This is a genomic window from Halomonas sp. MCCC 1A13316, from assembly GCF_014931605.1.
Classification (GTDB): domain Bacteria; phylum Pseudomonadota; class Gammaproteobacteria; order Pseudomonadales; family Halomonadaceae; genus Halomonas.
This window is the reverse complement of the sequence record NZ_CP053382.1, coordinates 3,808,548-3,827,302: the sequence shown is the minus strand read 5'-3', so window position 1 is coordinate 3,827,302 and position 18,755 is coordinate 3,808,548. Positions and strand designations below refer to the sequence as shown.

Here is an 18,755-nt window from a genome sequence, read left to right as displayed (position 1 = left end):
GGCGTTATTGTCACCCCCACCGTGGGTCTTGTCACCTTACCGGGCGCCGGGAGCGCGCTCACTCACTATCCTGGCAGTTGCCACGTAGCTGAATGGCCCTTGAGATATGCTCGATGCCCTGGCGATAGGCGGCCTTGCGATAGGAGATATCCTCTCGCTCGGCGCGCTCGAAGACGAGCCGGCTCTGCCGTTCCAGCCGCTTGGCCAGGCGCGAGTTGACCTCTTCCTCGGTCCAGCGCTCTCCGCTGCGGTTCTGTACCCATTCGTAGTAGCTGACGATCACGCCGCCGGTATTGGCCAGCACGTCGGGCAGCACCGGCACGCCGCGCTCTTCGAGTCGTGCATCGGCACGGCTGGTAACCGGGCCGTTGGCGATCTCGAGCAGCGCGCCGGCCTTGACCTGGTCGACGTTGTCCTCGTGAACCTGGTTCTCCAGCGCCGCCAGCACCAGCACGTCCGCCTCCAGGGTCAACAGTTCGTCACGCTCGATCGGTTCCGCATCTTCGGCGATGCACACCGAGTCGTCGCAGTAGACCATGTCGTGCAGGCGCTGGTTCTGGGTCTTCTGCTCCATGATGGAGTCGGGGTCCAGGCCCTGGCGGCTGTAGATGGCGCCCTTCGAGTCGGAGACCGCGATGATGCGATAACCCCGCTCATGGGCCAGGCGGGCGAAATGGTAGGCGGCGTTGCCGAAGCCCTGGATGGCCAGGGTGGTCTCCTCGGGCCGGCGCTGCTCACGGGCGGCCCACAGGTCGAGTACGTGCAGAGCGCCACGGCCGGTGGCGGCAACGCGGCCCAGCGAGCCGCCCAGCTCGGGTGGCTTGCCGGTGATGGCGGCAGGCACCTTGCCGCGAGCGAGATGATCGAATTCGTCGGCCATCCAGCCCATCACCATGGAGTTGGTATTCACGTCGGGAGCGGGGATGTCTCGGTCGGGCCCCATGATGTCGACAATGGCACGTACGTAGCTGCGCGCGAGCCGTTCCAGCTCCAGCTTGGACAACGTCTTGGGATCGACTCTGACACCGCCCTTTCCGCCACCGTAGGGCAGGTCGACCACGGCACATTTTACCGACATCCAGAAGCTCAGCGTGGTCACTTCATCCTGGTTGACGTCGGGGTGAAAGCGGATGCCTCCCTTGGCCGGCCCCAAGGTATTGTTGTACTGCACGCGCCAGCCGGGGAAGACCTTGAGACTGCCGTCATCCATACGCACGGGCACGCTAACCCGCATCACCAGGTTGGGCTGCATCAGGCGCTCCCTGGCATCACCGTGAACGTTGATGGCGGCGAATACTTCCTCCAAGCGCGAGAGCGCGTCCTCGAACAGGTTGGCATGTTCCTTTTGCCGAGACATCGGTTTCCTCCTGATACGCATGTTCATTCGTTGCCAAGTTCAGCGTAGCAGCCCATGGCCGCGGGCGACCGGGCAGGAGGGTGCGGAGGCGCCAAGCGTGCCGTTTGAAGAGGGAGGTGGCGTTGCTCAGCGGTCAACTGAGCGATGGGAAGGGGAGAAGTGCGAAGCGTGATGGGGTCGGGTGTTGACCCAAGGGAGGGGCGGCTGTGCGCTGCCCCTCATTGCGGCCTTAGCCGGGTTCAGCTCACTCGCGGTGCAGCTGCAGCGTATAGCTTCCGCTTTCGCTATTGCCATAGGCGCGGGCGGTGGCACGATAGCTGCCTGGTTCCAGATGGGCGCTGATACGAGAATTCAGCCCACCGGCGCCGTCGTCGTCGCGCAGATACTGGCCCTGGCCATCGAGTTCGAGATAGGCGTCGAAATCGTCCGAAAGTAGGTCGAGGCGATAGCGGCCGGCTTCCTCGACTTCCAGCTCGTAGTAATCGCGAACGCCCGGCTCCAGCCTGGCATTCACTGGACTATTGACTTCCAACTGTCCGTTGCTGGGTAGCTCGTCGATCGCGGTTGCGCTGGCGCGCAGCTCGAATAGACCGCTGCCGCTGCCGCTGCCGCCATGGCTACGCGCAGTCACGCGGTAGCTACCGGCTTCGAGGGGGGAGTAGAGCCGGGCGTTGAGCTCGCCGCCACCGTCGTCGTCACTGACGAAGACGTTGTCGCCATGAAGTTCGAGATAGGCGTCGAAATCGGACGAGACCATGTCGATGGTCACGGCGGCAGGCTCATCCAGGGTGAACTCGTACGTCAGCGTCTCGCCGCTGAACCAGCCGTGCAGCGGTTCGTCCATTGCCAGCGTACCGCTGTTGCGCAGCGTCTCGTCGCTGGCCAGCTCATGGGAGCCCAGTTCCAGGGAGTAGAGGCCGCCTTCCTGTTCGTAGGCAGAGCGTGCAATGAGCTGATATTCCCCGGGTTCGAGGAAGTCGGCAATGCGAGCGTTCAGGTTGCCTGCGCTGTCGTCGTCCTCGCGCCGGTAGCCATTGGGGCCTTCCAGCACCAGATAGGCATCCACGTCGCTGGAACTCATCTCGAACCGGTACAGGCCGCTTTCCTCGATCGTCACGCTGTAGGTGTCGCCATCGTCTTGCAACCAGCCATCGGCACGCGAGGGCATCTCGAGCGTATCGCTGGTGGTGAGCTCCATCAGACGGCTGGTCACCGTGAAGGGGCCATAGCTATGCATGTCCTGGCCACTGACCACCACCATGTAGTCGCCGCTCTCGTCGATACGACGGCGCAGCGAGGCGGCTGCCGGGGTGTCGTAATAGGCCGGATTGGCACTCGAAGCGAGCAACTGCTCATCGGCATCATAAAGTGAAAGGGTGCCCTGCAGGGGCCCGTCGAGTTCGATCTCGACGAGCGCCTCTTCCTCGAGTGCCAGGGTGAAACGTTCGAAGCGGCTACCATCCTTGCCGTTGAGCTCGCTGGCCGAGGTGATCTCGCCGCGCACGCGCTCGTCCAGTTGCAGCGAAGGCAACGAGGCGCTGTCGGTTTCCGTTTCGGCTTCAGCCGCTTCGATGATCGGTGCGGCGGTCGTGGTGGTGTCGGGCAGTTGCCAGCCGACGATCAGGCCGACAGCAGCGCCACCCAGGGCGGCGAAGGTAACAGTTGAGGCGTGATTGGCCATGAAAGCATCCTTGTTCGATGGCAGGCATCGGTGAGGGTAAACCAAAGCGGGCAATTACATTGCGTAACCATTATATGCCGCTCGTTACGTTGATGGAAATGTGCCGAATCGGCACTTGCACTTCCCGAGTCGGCCACCAAACTGAAGGGCATCCGTCATTTGAGATAAAGGAGTAGTCATGGCATCCAGGGTATTGGTCACCGGAGCCAATCGTGGCATCGGTCTGGCATTGGCCCGCCACTACAAGGGAGAGGGCTGGCAGGTGATCGGCGTGTGTCGTACCGCTTCGGCGGAACTCGCCGAGGTCGCCGATCAGCTGATCGAGGGCATCGACGTGGCTTGGGACGAGGACGTTGCGAGACTGTCCGAGGCCGTTCGTGGGCAGCGCCTGGACCTATTGATCAACAATGCCGGCCTGATGCACGACGAATCGCTGGGCTCGCTCGACTTCGACACCATTCGCGAGCAGATGGAAGTCAACGCCTACGGCCCGCTGCGGGTGACCGAGGCGCTGCTCGACAACCTGGGCGCTGGCAGCAAGGTGGCCAACGTCACCAGCCGCATGGGGTCCATCGCCGACAACGACTCCGGCGGGCGCTACGGCTACCGGGCATCGAAGGCAGCGCTGAACGCCTTCGGCAAGTCGCTGGCCATCGATCTCAAGCCCAAGGGGATCGCCGTAGCCCAGCTGCATCCGGGCTACGTGCAGACCCGCATGGTCAACTTCGGTGGCCTGATCCCTACCGAAGAGGCGGCTGCCGGCATCGCCGCTCGCATCGCAGCGTTGACGCTGGAAACCAGTGGCGGCTTTTGGCATAGCAATGGTGAGGCACTGCCCTGGTAACATCAGCCTGCCAGGTAGAGGCTGGCCAGGGCGAACACGTAGCCGATGGCGGCACCGGCAGCCACGTCGCTGATGTAATGCAGGCCGAGCCCGACCCGCGACATTGCGATGAGTAGCGCCAGCGGCACCAGCAGTGGCAGTAACCAGGGAGCATGAGCGGCGGTCAGTACGCAGAACATCACCGCATGCATGGTATGCCCGCTGGGGAAGCTGTAGCGGTCGCGGGCCGGCTCGCCACACTGGATGATGTTGACGAAGGTGATGAAGGGGCGCTCCCGGCACAGGCGGGTCTTGATCAGGCGGTAGACGGCAACGGCGATGAGGCCAGTCGTAGCGTACTGCAGAAAATGAGCGAGCCCAGCCTGGGGTTGGAGCAGCGGCTGAGCGGCGATCAGCAGCACCCACACAGGCCAGTCGCCCACTCGGCTGGCCAGGCGCAGGGTGGCAAGCCACGGGACGTACAGGCTGAGGCTGGCGAAGCGCTGGCAGAGGCGCCACTCGAGCAGGTCGAGTCGATCAAATACCGCAAGGGTGCGTGGACGCACGGTTCACCTCCCGGGCTCGCTCGAGAATGGAGAGAAAGATATCGGCAATGGCCGGCCAACGGCATGTCTGGCAGCGCAGGCGCGCTGCACGGCCCATCTGGGCGTAACGCGCCGGCTGCTGGCACAGCGTCACGGCGGCCTCGCGAAACGCCTCGGCATCACCGGCGGGTACTGTCACGCCGTTGATGCCGCTGTCGATCAGTTCGGCAGCGGCGGCGTGACGGTAGGCCACCACGGCAAGGCCGCTGGCCATGGCTTCCGGCACCACGTTGCCCCAGGTTTCCGAGAGTGAAGGGAACAGAAACAGATCGGCACTGGCGAAGTGTCGGGCTAGCGCTTCCGGCGAGATGAAGCCGGTAAAGCGCACCTCAGGCAGTGCTTTTTCGAGCGAACGGCGCGCCGGCCCGTCGCCGACGATGACTTGGGCCATGTCGGGGCGTGCACTGCGCATGGCATGGAAGGTCTCGCGTAACAGGGCGAGGTTCTTCTCCGCTGCCAGTCGACCGACGTGCAGCGCCACCGGACGGTGTTCGTCGACGCCCCAGCTCCGGCGCAGCTCGGCACAGCGCAGTGCAGGATCGAGCCGCCGGTGGTCGATGCCTCGGCCCATTACCTCGAGCCGCTGAAAGCCCTGGCGGGCGAGCGCATCCGCCTGCTGGCGAGTGGGCACCAACGTGGCCCGGCAGCCGTTGTGAAAGTGGCGCAGCCCGCGCATCAGCGTCGGAGCCAGCCAGGGTACCCGGTAGTCGCTGCAATAGTGATCAAAGTTGGTGTGCCAGCCTGCCACCAGTGGAATGCCCATGCGCCTGGCCACATGCCGCGCCGACCAACCCAGCGGGCCTTGAGTGGCCAGGTAGACCACAACGGGGCGCTGTTTCTGCCACATTCGCCGAATACGCCGTTTCGCCGGCATGCCGATGCGCACGGCGTGGTAGCCGGGTATCGCCATGCCCGGTACCCGTAGTTCGGCCTGCATGTCCGGCGTGCGCCGCGGGGCATTGGCGTCGGCCGGGTGTGGGCGGATGAGCTGCAGCGACATGCCCCGTGCCAACAGCTCCTGGCTCAACTGCGTGAGGGTGTGGGCGACCCCGTTGATATCGGGCGTCCAGGTCTCGCTGACAAGACAGATTCGCATGGCATCCTCGCTGCCTGGGAGCTTGAGAGCGAGAATGCCAGCCGTGGATGACGGCCCGGCGACAGCTCGATGATGAAAGAGTGACGACGGTCGTGTCGTTGAACTACAGCGCGCCCCACCATGGTCGGCTCGCGCTGTCGGCGAGAATTAGCGAAGCTGGGGGCTTACGCTGCCCGGAGTCCGCCATGAAGCATTCCCCCGCCTACCGCCTCGCCGCCACCATCCTGCATGGTTTCGACGAGTACCGTACCCGCTTCAAGGAGATCACCGCGGATGCCAGCCGGCGCTTTCGCGATGCCGCCTGGCGCGAGGCTCAGCAGGCCTCGGCCGAGCGCATCAATCTCTACGAGGAGAAGGTCGGCGAGACCTTGGGGCGGTTACAGCGCGCGCTGGACGAGGACGATCTGACGCACTGCGAATGCTGGCGCGAGGCGCGCAACCACTATGCTGAACTGATCAGCGAGCGGCTCGACTACGAACTGGCCGAGACCTATTTCAACTCACTGTTCTGCTCGATCTTTCACCATCGTCACATCCGCAACGACTGGATGTTCGTCTACAGCTCGCGGGACGCCGCAGCCCACCATTCGGGTCTCGAGCCCTGCCACCGCATGCCCGTCGAGGGTGACTGGGAGGCGGCGGTTCGCTGGGCGCTGACCGAGGCACCCTTCGAGACCCCCTTCGACGATCTGGAGCGGGACGTACGGCTGGGCGGCGAGTTCCTGAGCGGCCATCTGCCCCCGGCGATCCTCGCGGCGCCGGACGCCGAGATCGAGCTGCTCAAGAGCGTGTTCTACCGCAACAAGGGGGCCTACCTGGTGGGGCGGGTCCGTGGCGATGGCGAACAGGTGCCGCTGGTGCTGCCGATCCTGCACGAGCAGGGCGAAGGGCTACACCTGGATACTGTGCTGATCGAATCGGACGAGGTCTCGATCATCTTCTCCTTCACCCGCGCCTACTTTCAGGTCGAGGTACAGGTGCCGGGCGAGTTCGTCGATTACCTGCAGCAGCTGATGCCCGACAAACCGGAGGGCGAACTCTACTCGGCGATCGGCTTCTTCAAGCATGGCAAGACCGAATTCTTCCGCGCGCTCAACCGCCAGGTGGCCAAGCGCGAGGACAAGTTCATCATTGCCCCGGGCGTGCGCGGCATGGTCATGGCGGTATTCGTGCTGCCTTCGTTTCGCACCGTGTTCAAGATCATCAAGGACCGCTTCGATCCCTCCAAGGAGATGAGCCACGACACCGTACGCGAGAAGTACCGGCTGGTGAAGCGCCACGACCGGGTCGGGCGCATGGCCGATACCCAGGAGTTTTCCAACTTCATCGCACGCCAGGATCATTTCTCGCCCGAATGCCTCGAACACCTGCTGGAGGTGGCGCCTTCCACGGTATATCTCAGGGGGGACAAGGTGATCATCAAGCACTGCTATACCGAGCGCATGATGACGCCGCTCAATCTCTATCTGGAGCAGATCGGCGAGGAGGAGAGCCGCGCGGTGCTCAAGGACTATGGCAACGCCATCAAGCAGATGGCCGCGGCCAACATCTTCCCCGGCGACATGCTGCTGAAGAACTTCGGTGTCACCCGCCATGGGCGGGTGATCTTCTACGACTACGATGAGGTGTGCTATCTCACCGAGTGCAACTTCCGTCACATTCCCGAGCCGATGTATCCGGAGCAGGAGCTGTCCGGTGAGCCTTGGTACTCGGTGGGACCCAATGATATTTTCCCCGAGGAGTTCGGACCGTTCCTGTTCGCCGACCTCAAATTGCGCAAGCTCTTCTACCAGCTGCATCCGGAGCTGTTCGATGCCGACTACTGGAAGGGGCTGCAGCAGGCGATCGTCGACGGGCGCGTGATCGACGTCTATCCCTATCGTAACAAGCAGCGCTTCAGCGCCAGCGAGGAGAACGGTCTGGTCTACTAGCGCCGGGGCCAGTGCGACGACGTGAGGAGATGTATGGCAGACGACAGGCGACCCCACCTGGTGGTTTTCACCGGCTCGGGCATCAGCGCCGAAAGCGGCATCCAGACCTTTCGCGCCGGCGATGGCCTATGGGCCGAGCACCCCATCGAGGAGGTCGCCACGCCCGCAGCGTGGCGGCGCGATCCCGCCCGCGTGCTGCAGTTCTACAACCTGCGCCGCGAGCAGGTGCGCCGGGCGCGCCCCAACGCCGCCCACAAGGCGTTGGCGGCGCTGGAGCAGCAGGGCTTTCGCGTCAGTATCATCACCCAGAACATCGATGACCTGCACGAGCGCGCCGGCTCGCGCAGCGTGCTGCACTTGCATGGCGAAATCCTCAAGGCACGCTCCACGGTGGATGCTCGCATGCAGTACCCGCTGCCACGCGGCGGGATCGCGCTGGGTGACATTTGCGACAAGGGCAGCCAGTTGCGCCCCGACGTGGTGTGGTTCGGTGAAAGCGTGCCGCATTTCCCTGACGCCTGCGAGATCGTCGGCGGGGCAGACCTGTTGCTGGTGGTGGGGACTTCGCTGGCGGTGATGCCGGCCGCCTCGCTGCTCGAGCACACGCCGCTGGACGCGCCCAGCGTACTGGTGGATCCCGAAGCCGAAGCGCTGGCACCGCCGGGGGTGACCCGCATCAGCCTGCCTGCCGGCAAGGGAGTGCCGGCCCTGGTGCGGCACTGGCAGCGGGCAGGGAGGCTATGGGTGCCGCAAACCCTGGTTGGCTGACGGCTAGGGCGTGCTAGAATATGGCCCCTCGCCGCCCCTGGATACGTGAACATGCTGGACGAGCCTTGCCAGGCCGACCTTTCCGAGCGCGACCCTGCGACAGGGCATCCCCGCCCGCCGCGACGCGAGTTCAAGGCGCGGGGCAGCTTCACCGAGCGCTGCCCGGGCTGCCAACTGCCGGTATTGAACTGTCTCTGTCCCTACCAGGCCAGCGCCGAGAGCGAGGCGCGCGTGTGGCTGATCACCCACCCGCTCGAGCACTTCAAGCCGACCAATACCGGGCGCTTGATCTGCGACGTGCTGCCGGCGACCGAGGTCTTCACCTGGTATCGTACGGCGCCGGATCCACGATTGCTGGCGCTGCTCGACGACCCGCGCTTTGCCCCCTTCGTGGTCTTCCCCGACGATCAGCCCGACTACGCCGACCGGGTGGTGGGCATTGAGGCCGTTGGTGAGGTCAAGGCCAGCGGCAGAATACCTGTGTTCATTCTGCTCGATGGCACTTGGCGTCAGGCGCGGCGCATCTTTCGCAAGAGCCCCTATCTCGATCGGTTACCGGTGCTGCCGCTGGCCACTTCACGTGTGACCCGTTACCGACTGCGCAAGCCGGCGTCGCAGGCTCACCTATGTACCGCTGAAGTGGCCGTCGAGCTGTTGCGCCAGAGCGGCGACCTCGAGGCGGCCCTCGTACTGGACGACTACTTCGACGCTTTCAACGTCAGTTACGACGCCAGCCGCCGCTATGAAAAGATCGAACAGCCGACCTCGGCGATGCGCCGCTTAATGGCATATCGCACCGAGTAGAGTGCAGTCACTCGTCGGCTTCCTGGGTTCGCACGCAGGCACGCCCTGCTCGCTTGGCGCGATACATGGCATGATCGGCGCGTTGCACCAGCTTCCTGGAGGTGTCTCCGGGCTGATGGACGGCAACACCGAAGCTGGCGGTGACTTGCCCCACGGGCTCGATGCGGCAATGGGTGAAGTCGTGACACAATCGGCAGGCCAGTTCTTGTGCCTGGGCCAGGTCGCAGCCGGGAACGATGACGACGAACTCCTCGCCGCCCCAGCGGCCCAGGTGATCGCTGTCGCGCAGCCGTGACTGAGTTTCCTGGGCGACTCGGCGTAGCACTCGATCGCCCACTTCATGGCCATGGGTATCGTTGATCACTTTGAAGTGATCTACATCGAGCAACAGCAGTGCCAAGGGGCTGGCGTTCCGACTGGCTATCGCCAGCTCGGCTTCGAGCACCTGTTCGATGCGATGACGGTTTGCCACCTGGGTCAACGGATCGGTGTAGGCCAGCCACTGCAGCCTAGTATTGCGTTCGTGCAGCAGGCGGTGACGATGCCGAGTCTCGCGCTTCTCGTGGAGCAACGCTTCGCGCAGCGCGGCCAGTTGGACAAGCTGCAGCAATTGTTGCCGCCGCGGCGGGGCGAGATGACATGGCTGGCGATCCCGACATATTACCTGGCACCGGCTTGGCGTCGTCTCGCCGAGGTCGAGGATCAGCGCCGCGCGGGCCTGCCGGCCGGTCAGCCAGGTGCGTAGCAAAGGCGGTGGCAGGCACAGAGGGCAGCGCGACAGGTCCGGAAGAGGGCCTGGCATCGCGAGTAGCTCGATCGGTTCCGCCTGGCTGTCGATTAGCATCAGCGGTGCGCTGACGCAGCGGCTCACTTCGCTGGGAAAAGGTTCGTGAAGCGTACCTTCCTGGCCCAGCCGTATGCTGCGTCCGCCATACTCATGGCTATAGAGAGTGCAAGATTCGAAACCGGTCAGCGCATGCAGTGCCCGTAGCAATAGGTCGTAGAGTTCGTTGACGCTGCTGGCCCGGGCGATACGCATCCCCCAGGCGTAGCCGAGCCCCGGCAGATCATGGCCTTTCCCCTCCTGGGGCTCCACTTCGAGGATCACATGAGCTTCTGCCACATGCGTGGAGACGTAGAGATGCCGCGCGGAGACATCCGCCTGGCGAGAAAGGATAGTCATGCCGGGAAGTCCCTTAGCCAGTGTCATCGCCAGGCTCGTGACGGTATCGACACCCAGCACCTCTTCGGGCGGTTGCCCAAGGGCTGCGGCGGGCGACATGCCGAAGAAGCGAGAAAGATTGGCGCTGGCCAGGCACACACCTTGCCAGTCGCTGTCCAGAGCAATGAGGCAGCCATGCGGCTGCACCGCATCAAAGAGGGGCGGTGCAGACGGGCAGATGCTCGCATCGAGTTCCCTATCAAGCGAGTCCGGCATGGTGTTTCCCTGTTGTGTTTAGCCGGCAGCTGGAGTGGCTGCCGTCCCCCTTCTGCGTGTCTGCCAATCAGGATGGTCGGCATGGTGCGCGAGGGCTTCCGACATGATGAGAGTAAACCATTTGTTGTCGATTCATATCAACCTAGGTTTAACCGCAAGTTCGGTATGCACGGCACATTCCTTCCATGAATGAGAAATCTGCCTTTGCCGAGCGGCTGGCCGACGCCATGCGCGCTGCCGGCTACGAACCGCGCCCTGCCGTACTCGAGCGGGAATTCAACCTGCGCTATTGGGGAAAACCCGTGACGTTGCAAGGCGTTCGGCGATGGCTATGCGGGGAGACCCTGCCGCAGCAGGAGAAGCTGCAGGTGCTGGCCGAATGGCTCGGGGTCGAGCCCCAGACGCTGCGCTTCGGTGAAGGCGGCGGCTATCGAGTGAGCGAGCCGCGCGGCACCTGGGACGCTTCGGTCAGCGCCGAGGAACGCCGCGTGCTGCAGCGCTATCTAGCCCTGCCGGTAGAGCGGCGCAAGGTGGTGGCCCAGGTCATCGAGGCCTTCTCCCGGGCCGAACGAAGCGACCCGGGGGAAGGTCAGGCCGGCGAGGAGGCTTGAGCCTAGGCGGTGCTCCCCAGCAATGCTCCGGCGATACGGAAGCCGGCGATCCAGGTACCCGCGGCGGAGCCCAGGGTGGCGAACAGGAACACCAGCAGCGTGCGCGAGACTCGGTTGCGCCACCACCCCTTCAACTCGGTGACGTCGTGGCGCAGCATCGAGAAATCTCGCACCTTGGGCTTGCGCAGCCATAGCTCGACCCCGGCGGCAACGAAACCGGCACCGATGGTGGGATTGAGCGAGGTGAGCGGGGCGGCGAACATGGTCGCCACGACGGTGATCGGGTGGGCCAAGGCGATGAGCGTGGCTAGACCCGACAGCAAGCCATTGATCAGGAACCACTCGACGACCAGTTGCCAGCCGAGGTCGGTATTGCGCGAGAAGCCGATGGCGAAACCGATCAGCACCAGCGCCGTGATCAGCCAGGGTAGCGCGCGCCACAGTTTCGAAGGCGGCGGGGTGGTTTCCAGGCGTTGGCGCTCGACTTCGGGTTCGGCGGGCAGAGGGGCGCTGAAATGCTCGACCATGCCTTTCATGTGCCCGGCGCCGATCACCACCAGTACGTTACGGTAGCGTCCGGGAGGGGCCTGCTCCGCCAGGCGCAGCACCATGTAGCGATCGCGCTCCGAGATGAGCGGCGTATAGAGCGTCTCGGACTCGGCAGCGAACTCGCTGAACGTCGACTCCAGCACATCGCCTTCCTTGAGGCGCTCGATCTCCTCCGGCTTGATCTCCTGGCGCGACATCACGCTGCCCAGCAGGCCGGTGAACAGGGACATACGTTGCCACCACGGCACGTTGCTGTAGATGCGCTTGAGCGTGACCCCCACGTCACGGTCGATCAGTAACAGCGGCAGGTCGTGGTGGCGCGCCTCCTCCAGGGCGGCACGCATCTCGGCGCCGGGCTCGATGCCGGACTGCTCGGCAACTCGCTGCTGGAACGCCCCCAGTGCCAGGTTGGCCGCGACCATGCCGGCCTTGCCCCGACGGAATATCTCGAACAGGTCCTGCTGGGCCAAGGCATCGGGGTTACTGAGATTATGGTGGCGTGCGTCGCACAGTTCGATGGCCACGGCGTCGAATTCACCGGAGCGAATCAGGCGGCGTACGTCGTCGGCGCTCTCGGCCGAGACGTGAGCGGTGCCCAGCAGGGTGTAGCGGGTCTCGCCCACCTCAACGACTTGATGGGGGCCGCTGAAAGTGCCGTCCTGGAGGCGCGCTGTCACGGAGTCCTGGGAGTCGGTCATGAACGCTCGGGTTGCAAGGGGTGAAGAGCCGATTATCCACGAAGCCGGGCGGTGCACCAAACCCGGCGATAGCCGGCATCATTTTTTCCAGAAGGCGGGGGTGAACAGCACCAGTACGGTAAAGATCTCCAGGCGGCCGAGCAGCATCGCCACCACCAGGATCCATTTGCTGAGCTGGGGGAGTTCGCCATAGTTCTGTGAAGCCTCGCCGAGGGCGGGGCCCAGATTGTTGAGTGACGAGGCCACCGTCGACCAGGCGGTGACCTGGTCGACCCCAGTGGCCATCACCCCCACCAGCATCAGGAAGAACAGCATCAGGTAGGCCGAGAAGAAGCCCCATACCGCCTGGGCGATGCCGTCGGGCACGCTCACCTTGCCCACTTTCACCGCAATCACCGCGCTGGGATGGATCAGGCGCATCACTTCGCGCATGCCCTGCTTGAGGATCAAGATGATACGGATCACCTTCATGCCGCCGCCGGTGGAGCCGGAGCAGCCGCCGATGAAGGCAGCCATGAACAACAGGAAGGGCAGTGCACCCGGCCAGGCCGAGAAATCGTCCACGGCGAAGCCGGCGGTGGTGGCGACCGAGACGGCCTGGAACAGCCCGTGGCGTAACCCGAATTCAGTATTGTGGGTGCCGGTCAGCCACAGCGAGACCACGGTGATGATGGCGAGCCCGGACAGGAATATCAGCAGGAAGCGCGCCTCGGGGTCATGCAGGTAGTGGCTGAGCTGCCTGCCACGCCAGGCCAGGAAGTGCAGGCTGAAACTCATTGCCGAGATGACCAGGAAGAACACGCAGATCAGTTCGATCAGGACACTATCGAAGTGGCCGATGCTGGCGTCGTAGGTGGAGAAGCCGCCGATGGCCACGGTGGAGTAGCTGTGGCCCAGGGCATCGAACCAGTTCATCCCTGCGGCCATGTAGGCCAGGAAGCAGGTCAGCGTCAGCGCGGCATAGATGTACCACAGTGCCTTGGCCGTCTCGGTGATGCGCGGGGTCAGCTTGGAGTCCTTCAGCGGTCCGGGTATCTCGGTGCGGTAGAGCGCCATGCCGCCGACCCCGAGGGTCGGCAGGATCGCCACCGCCAGCACCACGATCCCCATGCCGCCGAGCCACTGCAGTTGCTGGCGATAATAGAGAACCGATTCGGGCAGGAATTCGATGCCGGTGATCACGGTGGCGCCGGTGGTGGTCAGCCCCGAGAACGACTCGAATACCGCGTCGGTGGGCATTAGCGCGGCATCTCCGGTGAGCATCAACGGCAGCGAGCCGAACAGCCCGAGAACGCTCCAGAACAGCGCGGCGATGAGGAAGCCGTCGCGGGTACGCAGTTCCTTGTGGGCGCGGCGGTTGGGCAGGTACATCACCACGCCGGTCGCCACGGTAATGGCGATGGCGATGCTGAAGGCTTCCCACTGGCCGTCACCGAACAGCAGCGAAACCAGAATCGGCGGCATCATGGTCAGGCTGAACATCATCAGCAACAGGCCAAGGATGCGAAGGATGACGCGCAGGCTCATCGGGCGGCGTTCCCTGCGTCGCGGAATGGCATCGAGCCCGCCATCAGAAGAACGTCAGCCCGACCTGGAACAGACGCTCGACCTCGCGGATGCGGCGCTTGTCGATGACGAACAGGATCAAGTGATCGCCGGACGCCACCACCACGTCGTCATGGGCGATCAATACCTCCTTGCCGCGCACAATGGCGCCAATGGTGGTGCCGCGGGGCAGGTCGATTTCGCCGATGGCCCGCCCCACCACCTTGGACGACTGGGTGTCGCCGTGGGCAATCGCCTCGATCGCCTCCGCCGCTCCACGGCGCAGCGAATGCACGTTGACGATGTCGCCGCGACGCACGTGGGTCAACAGGCTGCCGATGGTGGCCTGCTGCGGCGAGATCGCGATGTCGATCTCGCCACCCTGCACCAGGTCGACGTAGGCGGCGTTGTTGATCAGCGTCAGCACCTTCTTGGCACCCATGCGCTTGGCCAGCATCGACGACATGATGTTGACCTCGTCGTCGTTGGTCAGGGCACAGAAGATATCGCAATCCTCGATGTTCTCCTCTTCCAGCAGGCGCTTGTTGGTGGCGCTGCCGTGCAGTACCACGGTGCGATTGAGGCGCTCGGAGAGCACGGTGCAGCGCTCGAGCCCATGCTCGATGATCTTGACCTGGTGGCTGTGCTCGAGGTGCTCGGCGAGGCGCTCGCCGATGTTGCCGCCGCCGGCGATCATCACCCGGCGAAAGTCGCGGTCGACCCGGCGCAGCTCGCTCATCACCGCGCGAATGTCGCGCCGGGCGGCGATGAAGAACACCTCGTCGTCGGCCTCGATCACGGTGTCGCCGCGGGGAATGATCGGGCGGTTACGACGGTAGATGGCCGCCACCCGGGTGTCGACGCTGGGCATGTGTCGACGCAGGAAGCCGAGATCCTGGCCCACCAGCGGACCACCGTAGTAGGCCTTGACCGCCACCAGCTGCACCAGGCCGCCGGCGAACTCGAGTACCTGCAGCGCGCCCGGATGCTCGATCAGGCGGCGAATATGGTCGGTGACCACCTGCTCGGGGCTGATCAGTACGTCGATGGGCACCGCCTCGTGGGCGAACAGCCCCTTGCGGGTGAGGTAGGCGGTGGCGCGTACGCGGGCGATCTTCGTCGGCGTGCGGAACAGGGTGTGGGCGACCTGGCAGGCGATCATGTTGACCTCGTCCTGGCTGGTCACCGCGATCAGCATGTCGGCGTCTTCACAGCCGGCCTGACGCAGTACCACAGGATAGGAGGCGGGACCCACCACGGTGCGGATGTCGAGCCGAGTATGCAGCTCGCGCAGCCGTTCGCCGTCGGTGTCCACCACCGTGATGTCATTCTCCTCGCGGGCCAGATGCTCGGCCAACGTTCCGCCGACCTGGCCGGCGCCCAGAATGATGATCTTCATAAGCTGTCTGGCCCATCAAACGACTCTGCGACGCCGTTATGGCGCCGCAGCATCCGTGGCTAGGATAAACCAGCCGAAGGTGATGTAACAGGCTCGTGTGTCAATGGCCGAGTCAGTCCAGGGTGAAGCCCACCTTGAGCGTGACCTGCCAGTGTCCGACACGGCCGTTCTCGATATGTCCGCGGGTGTCCAGGACCTCGAACCAGCGCATGCCGTGTAGGGATTGCGAGGCCTTGTCGAGCGCGCGCTGGATGGCGTCCTCGATGCTCTTCTCGGAAGAACCGGTCAGCTCGATATGCTTGTAGACATGATCGCTCATGGATGCTCCTTGCTCATACAAACAATGGCGGGGTCGGGTTCAACCCCGTTTCTTCAGTCTGGCATAAAAGAAGCCGTCATGGCTCTCGTGCTGTGGCAGTAGCTGACGCCCGGGGCCGGCTGAGCGCCCCCAGCTCACTCCCTCCGGTGTGGTGATGTCCGCGTCGGAGGTGCGCTCGAGGAAGGCGCGGATCTGATCGTCGTTCTCCTCACGCAGCACCGAGCAGGTGGCATACAGCAGTGCACCGCCCGGACGCAGCAGCGGCCACAGGTTGTCGAGCAGGCGTGCCTGCAATTCGGCCAGCTTGGTGATGTCGGAAGGGCGCCGCAGCCGCTTGATGTCGGGGTGGCGACGAATCACGCCGGTACCGGAGCAGGGCGCGTCGAGCAGGATGGCATCGAAGAGCGTGCCGTCCCACCAGTCGCGAGCGGTGGCGTCGGCATGTACCAGCGTGGCCGAGAGCCCGAGCCGCTCCAGAGTTTCCTCGACCCGGGCCAGGCGTACGGCATCGCTGTCGAGCGCCAGCAGTTCGATGTCGAACAACTCGAGCAAATGGGCCGTCTTGCCGCCGGGGGCGCAGCAGGCATCCAGTACGCGGCCGCCGGGGCGTGGTGCCAGTGCCGGCCCGAGCAGTTCGGCGGCGAGCTGTGCAGCCTCGTCCTGCACGCTGACGTCGCCCTCGGTGAAGCCGGGCAGTGCCTGCACGTCGCAGGGCTTGTCCAGCGTCAGACCATCGGGCGAGTGCGTGCATAGCCGTGCCTCGCTGCCGCTCTCCAGCAACCTGGCCAGATAGGCCTCACGGTCGCCGTGGCGACGATTGATGCGCAGCGTCATCGGCCCGGGTTGGTTGTTGGCCTCGGCGATGGAGCGCCAGTCGTCGGGCCAGGCCTGGCGCAGCGCCTTGAGTAGCCAGCGGGGGTGCAGCAGCGCCACGGCAGGATCCTGGTCGACTTCGGCCTGTAGCGCCGCGGATTCCCGGGTCAGCCGGCGCAAACAGCCGTTCAATACGCGCGTCGCCCACTCCTTGCCCAACTGGCGCGCGGCCCCCGCGGTTTCGCCCACGGCGGCATGCGCCGGTATGCGCAGGTAGAGCAACTGGTAGATGCCCAGCAGCAGCAGTGCCTGAACGTCGGCATCGCGTGCCTTGAACGGAGTCTGCAGCAAGCGCTCGGCCAGCGCCTCGAGGCGCGGCAAGGTGCGGCACACGCCGTAGCACATCGCCTTGAACAGCGCCCGGTCGCGCATCACCACCTGATGATCGTCCAGTTCGTTGAGCGACCCCTTAGCGGTGATCACGGGCACCAGGGCGCGGGCAGCACAGGCGCGCACCGCCTGGCCGCCGTTCTGAACGTCCTTGCCGGCGCGGGAAGAGGGGGTGGAGCGATGCATCAGGCGCTCTCCTTGTTCGCATTGCCCAGTCGACGCCCGGGGCGCAGCCGCTCGTCACGTGCATTCAGCAGATCGCGGGCCGCCAGTGGCTTGCCGCCCGGTAGCTGGGCCCGAGTGATGCGCAGTACTTCATCGCCCCGCAGGCCGCAGGCGATGCGCAGGGCGTCGGCATCGGGCGCGAGCAGGGTGCCTGGCGCCGCTGTCGGCTCGCCATCATTGAGATTGGCCGCTTCGGCCATCAGCAGCCGCAGCCGCTCCTCGCCGCAAATAGACCAGGCCACTGGCCAGGGGTTAAAGGCGCGCACCTTGGCGGCAAGCTCAAGGGCGGGGCGGGAAAAATCGAGTTCGGCCTCGGCCTTGGAGAGCTTGGCGGCATAGGTCACGCCCGCTTCCGGCTGCGGGGTGGCCGCAAGCCCCTCATCCGCCAGCGCGTCCAGTACCTCGACGAGTGCCTCGCCGCCCAGGATGGCCAGGGTGTCGTGCAGTTCGCCGCCGGTGGTGGTCGCCGTAATCGGTGTGCGTCGCGTGAGCAGCATGGCGCCGGTATCGAGCCCGGCGTCCATTTGCATGATGGTGACGCCGCTTTCGCTGTCACCGGCCTCGATGGCGCGCTGGATCGGTGCGGCACCGCGCCAACGCGGCAGCAGCGAGGCGTGAACGTTGAGGCAGCCGAGCCGGGGGATGTCGAGTACCGCCTGGGGCAGGATCAGGCCGTAGGCGACCACCAGCATAATGTCCGCCTCGAAGTCGGCGAGCTCGCCCTGTACCTCGACGAGCTTGAGGGTTTCGGGTTGGCGAACGGGCAGGTCGTGCTCGAGCGCCAGCGACTTGACGGGGCTGGCGGTCAGCTTGCGACCGCGGCCGGCCGGGCGGTCGGGCTGGGTGTACACAGCCACCACCCTGTGCTGGCTGTGCAGCAGCGCGGCGAGGCTGGCGGCGGCGAAGTCGGGGGTGCCGGCGAAGATGACGCGCAATGAACGGGACATGAGTCGAGCCTTGCCAGTGAACGGTTGCCCTCATCTTAACGGAGGCAGGCCTAAACGACGAAGGCCGACGTGGAATGCGTCGGCCTTCGCTGAATGCATCGAGGGATCAGGCGGTCTGCGTCAGCTTGTGGCGCTTCTGCATCTTCTTCAGGACGCGGTCGCGCTTGAGCGCTGACAGGTAATCGACGAACAGGACGCCTTCGAGATGGTCTTGTTCGTGCTGGATGCAGTGAGCCAACAGACCCTCGGCCTCGAGCTCGTAGGGCTTGCCGTCACGGTCCAGCGCCTTGAGGTTAACCTTGAGCGCGCGCGGTACCTCGGCGTAGTACTCGGGTATCGATAGGCAGCCCTCGGACATCAGCTCGCGCTCTTCGCCGATGGGCGTGTACTCGGGGTTGATCAGCACCAGGGGATTGGCACGATCGTCGCTGACGTCCATCACGATCACGCGGCGATGTACGTCCACCTGAGTGGCGGCAAGCCCGATGCCGGAAGCGTCGTACATGGTCTCGAGCATGTCGTCGACCAGCCGGCGCACCTCGTCATCAACCGTCTCGACCGGCGCAGCCTTGGTGCGCAGCCGCTCGTCGGGAAATTCGAGGATCGTCAATTTGGCCATGGCGTTGGAACCACCGTTATGCTGTCATTCGGGAATTGCCCCTATTCTAGGGGGCGGCAGGCCTGGGGGAAACCACCGGCGCGCATATCAATTCAATAGCATTGGACTATAGCACGGCACGCCGGTTCCCCGGCGTG

At 64.7% G+C, this 18,755-nt stretch carries 17 protein-coding genes; 5 read left to right on the top strand and 12 right to left on the bottom strand.

Translation table 11 applies throughout. The features are described 5' to 3' along the window. Nucleotides 1-58: 58 nt before the first annotated feature. Complete coding sequence (locus HNO52_RS17700) at nucleotides 59-1,357, bottom strand: Glu/Leu/Phe/Val family dehydrogenase (protein WP_197566540.1); 1,299 nt, start codon at nucleotides 1,355-1,357, stop codon at nucleotides 59-61. 244 nt (nucleotides 1,358-1,601) lie between these two features. After that, complete coding sequence (locus tag HNO52_RS17695) at nucleotides 1,602-3,038, bottom strand: hypothetical protein (protein WP_197566539.1); 1,437 nt, start codon at nucleotides 3,036-3,038, stop codon at nucleotides 1,602-1,604. A 178-nt stretch (nucleotides 3,039-3,216) separates the two neighbouring features. Here HNO52_RS17695 and HNO52_RS17690 point away from each other — a divergent pair, with 178 nt between their 5' ends. Further along, complete coding sequence (locus HNO52_RS17690; RefSeq protein ID WP_197566538.1) at nucleotides 3,217-3,882, top strand: SDR family oxidoreductase; 666 nt, start codon at nucleotides 3,217-3,219, stop codon at nucleotides 3,880-3,882. Nucleotides 3,883-3,884: 2 nt separating this feature from the next. Here HNO52_RS17690 and HNO52_RS17685 read toward each other — a convergent pair whose 3' ends face one another. Then, on the bottom strand, nucleotides 3,885-4,427 hold the full coding sequence (locus HNO52_RS17685; RefSeq protein ID WP_197566537.1) for a phosphatase PAP2 family protein: 543 nt from the start codon (nucleotides 4,425-4,427) through the stop codon (nucleotides 3,885-3,887). Beyond that, nucleotides 4,399-5,562 carry a glycosyltransferase family 4 protein gene (locus HNO52_RS17680; RefSeq protein WP_197566536.1) on the bottom strand — a complete coding sequence of 388 codons (1,164 nt, stop codon included), beginning with the start codon at nucleotides 5,560-5,562 and terminating at the stop codon, nucleotides 4,399-4,401. The genes HNO52_RS17685 and HNO52_RS17680 overlap by 29 nt, the downstream gene beginning before the upstream one ends. 185 nt (nucleotides 5,563-5,747) lie before the next feature. Between HNO52_RS17680 and aceK the strand changes: the two genes are divergently transcribed. The 3 genes from aceK to HNO52_RS17665 are packed head-to-tail and all read left to right on the top strand — an operon-like array spanning nucleotide 5,748 to nucleotide 9,065. After that, the gene (aceK, locus tag HNO52_RS17675) at nucleotides 5,748-7,493 is read left to right on the top strand and encodes a bifunctional isocitrate dehydrogenase kinase/phosphatase (protein ID WP_197566535.1); all 1,746 of its coding nucleotides are present in this window, start codon (nucleotides 5,748-5,750) and stop codon (nucleotides 7,491-7,493) included. Between the two features lie 33 nt (nucleotides 7,494-7,526). Further along, nucleotides 7,527-8,261: an SIR2 family NAD-dependent protein deacylase gene (locus tag HNO52_RS17670; protein ID WP_197566534.1), complete on the top strand. Its 735-nt coding sequence runs from the start codon at nucleotides 7,527-7,529 to the stop codon at nucleotides 8,259-8,261. Nucleotides 8,262-8,312: 51 nt separating this feature from the next. Then, nucleotides 8,313-9,065, top strand: a complete 753-nt coding sequence (locus HNO52_RS17665) for a tRNA-uridine aminocarboxypropyltransferase (RefSeq protein ID WP_197566533.1) — start codon at nucleotides 8,313-8,315, stop codon at nucleotides 9,063-9,065. Between the two features lie 7 nt (nucleotides 9,066-9,072). Here the strand turns inward: HNO52_RS17665 and HNO52_RS17660 are convergent, their stop codons facing one another. Further along, nucleotides 9,073-10,503 (bottom strand): GGDEF domain-containing protein, encoded by a 1,431-nt coding sequence (locus HNO52_RS17660; protein ID WP_197566532.1) that lies wholly within the window; start codon nucleotides 10,501-10,503, stop codon nucleotides 9,073-9,075. A 185-nt stretch (nucleotides 10,504-10,688) separates the two neighbouring features. On the opposite strand from HNO52_RS17660, the gene HNO52_RS17655 reads away from it, so the two are divergent. Beyond that, the gene (locus HNO52_RS17655) at nucleotides 10,689-11,114 is read left to right on the top strand and encodes a transcriptional regulator (RefSeq protein WP_197566531.1); all 426 of its coding nucleotides are present in this window, start codon (nucleotides 10,689-10,691) and stop codon (nucleotides 11,112-11,114) included. Between the two features lie 2 nt (nucleotides 11,115-11,116). Here HNO52_RS17655 and HNO52_RS17650 read toward each other — a convergent pair whose 3' ends face one another. The 7 genes from HNO52_RS17650 to def all read right to left on the bottom strand — a co-directional run bounded on the left by HNO52_RS17650 (nucleotide 11,117) and on the right by def (nucleotide 18,618). Beyond that, the gene (locus HNO52_RS17650) at nucleotides 11,117-12,361 is read right to left on the bottom strand and encodes a TraB/GumN family protein (protein WP_197566530.1); all 1,245 of its coding nucleotides are present in this window, start codon (nucleotides 12,359-12,361) and stop codon (nucleotides 11,117-11,119) included. Nucleotides 12,362-12,439: 78 nt separating this feature from the next. Next, nucleotides 12,440-13,888 carry a TrkH family potassium uptake protein gene (locus HNO52_RS17645; RefSeq protein WP_197566529.1) on the bottom strand — a complete coding sequence of 483 codons (1,449 nt, stop codon included), beginning with the start codon at nucleotides 13,886-13,888 and terminating at the stop codon, nucleotides 12,440-12,442. Between the two features lie 43 nt (nucleotides 13,889-13,931). Beyond that, the gene (gene trkA / locus HNO52_RS17640) at nucleotides 13,932-15,305 is read right to left on the bottom strand and encodes a Trk system potassium transporter TrkA (RefSeq protein ID WP_197566528.1); all 1,374 of its coding nucleotides are present in this window, start codon (nucleotides 15,303-15,305) and stop codon (nucleotides 13,932-13,934) included. Nucleotides 15,306-15,417: 112 nt separating this feature from the next. Then, complete coding sequence (locus HNO52_RS17635; RefSeq protein ID WP_197566527.1) at nucleotides 15,418-15,624, bottom strand: dodecin; 207 nt, start codon at nucleotides 15,622-15,624, stop codon at nucleotides 15,418-15,420. A gap of 39 nt (nucleotides 15,625-15,663) precedes the next feature. After that, the gene (rsmB, locus tag HNO52_RS17630) at nucleotides 15,664-17,013 is read right to left on the bottom strand and encodes a 16S rRNA (cytosine(967)-C(5))-methyltransferase RsmB (RefSeq protein WP_197566526.1); all 1,350 of its coding nucleotides are present in this window, start codon (nucleotides 17,011-17,013) and stop codon (nucleotides 15,664-15,666) included. Beyond that, on the bottom strand, nucleotides 17,013-17,999 hold the full coding sequence (gene fmt / locus HNO52_RS17625; protein WP_197566525.1) for a methionyl-tRNA formyltransferase: 987 nt from the start codon (nucleotides 17,997-17,999) through the stop codon (nucleotides 17,013-17,015). The genes rsmB and fmt overlap by 1 nt, the downstream gene beginning before the upstream one ends. Nucleotides 18,000-18,105: 106 nt before the next feature. Next, nucleotides 18,106-18,618: a peptide deformylase gene (gene def / locus HNO52_RS17620; protein ID WP_197566524.1), complete on the bottom strand. Its 513-nt coding sequence runs from the start codon at nucleotides 18,616-18,618 to the stop codon at nucleotides 18,106-18,108. Nucleotides 18,619-18,755 lie beyond the last annotated feature (137 nt).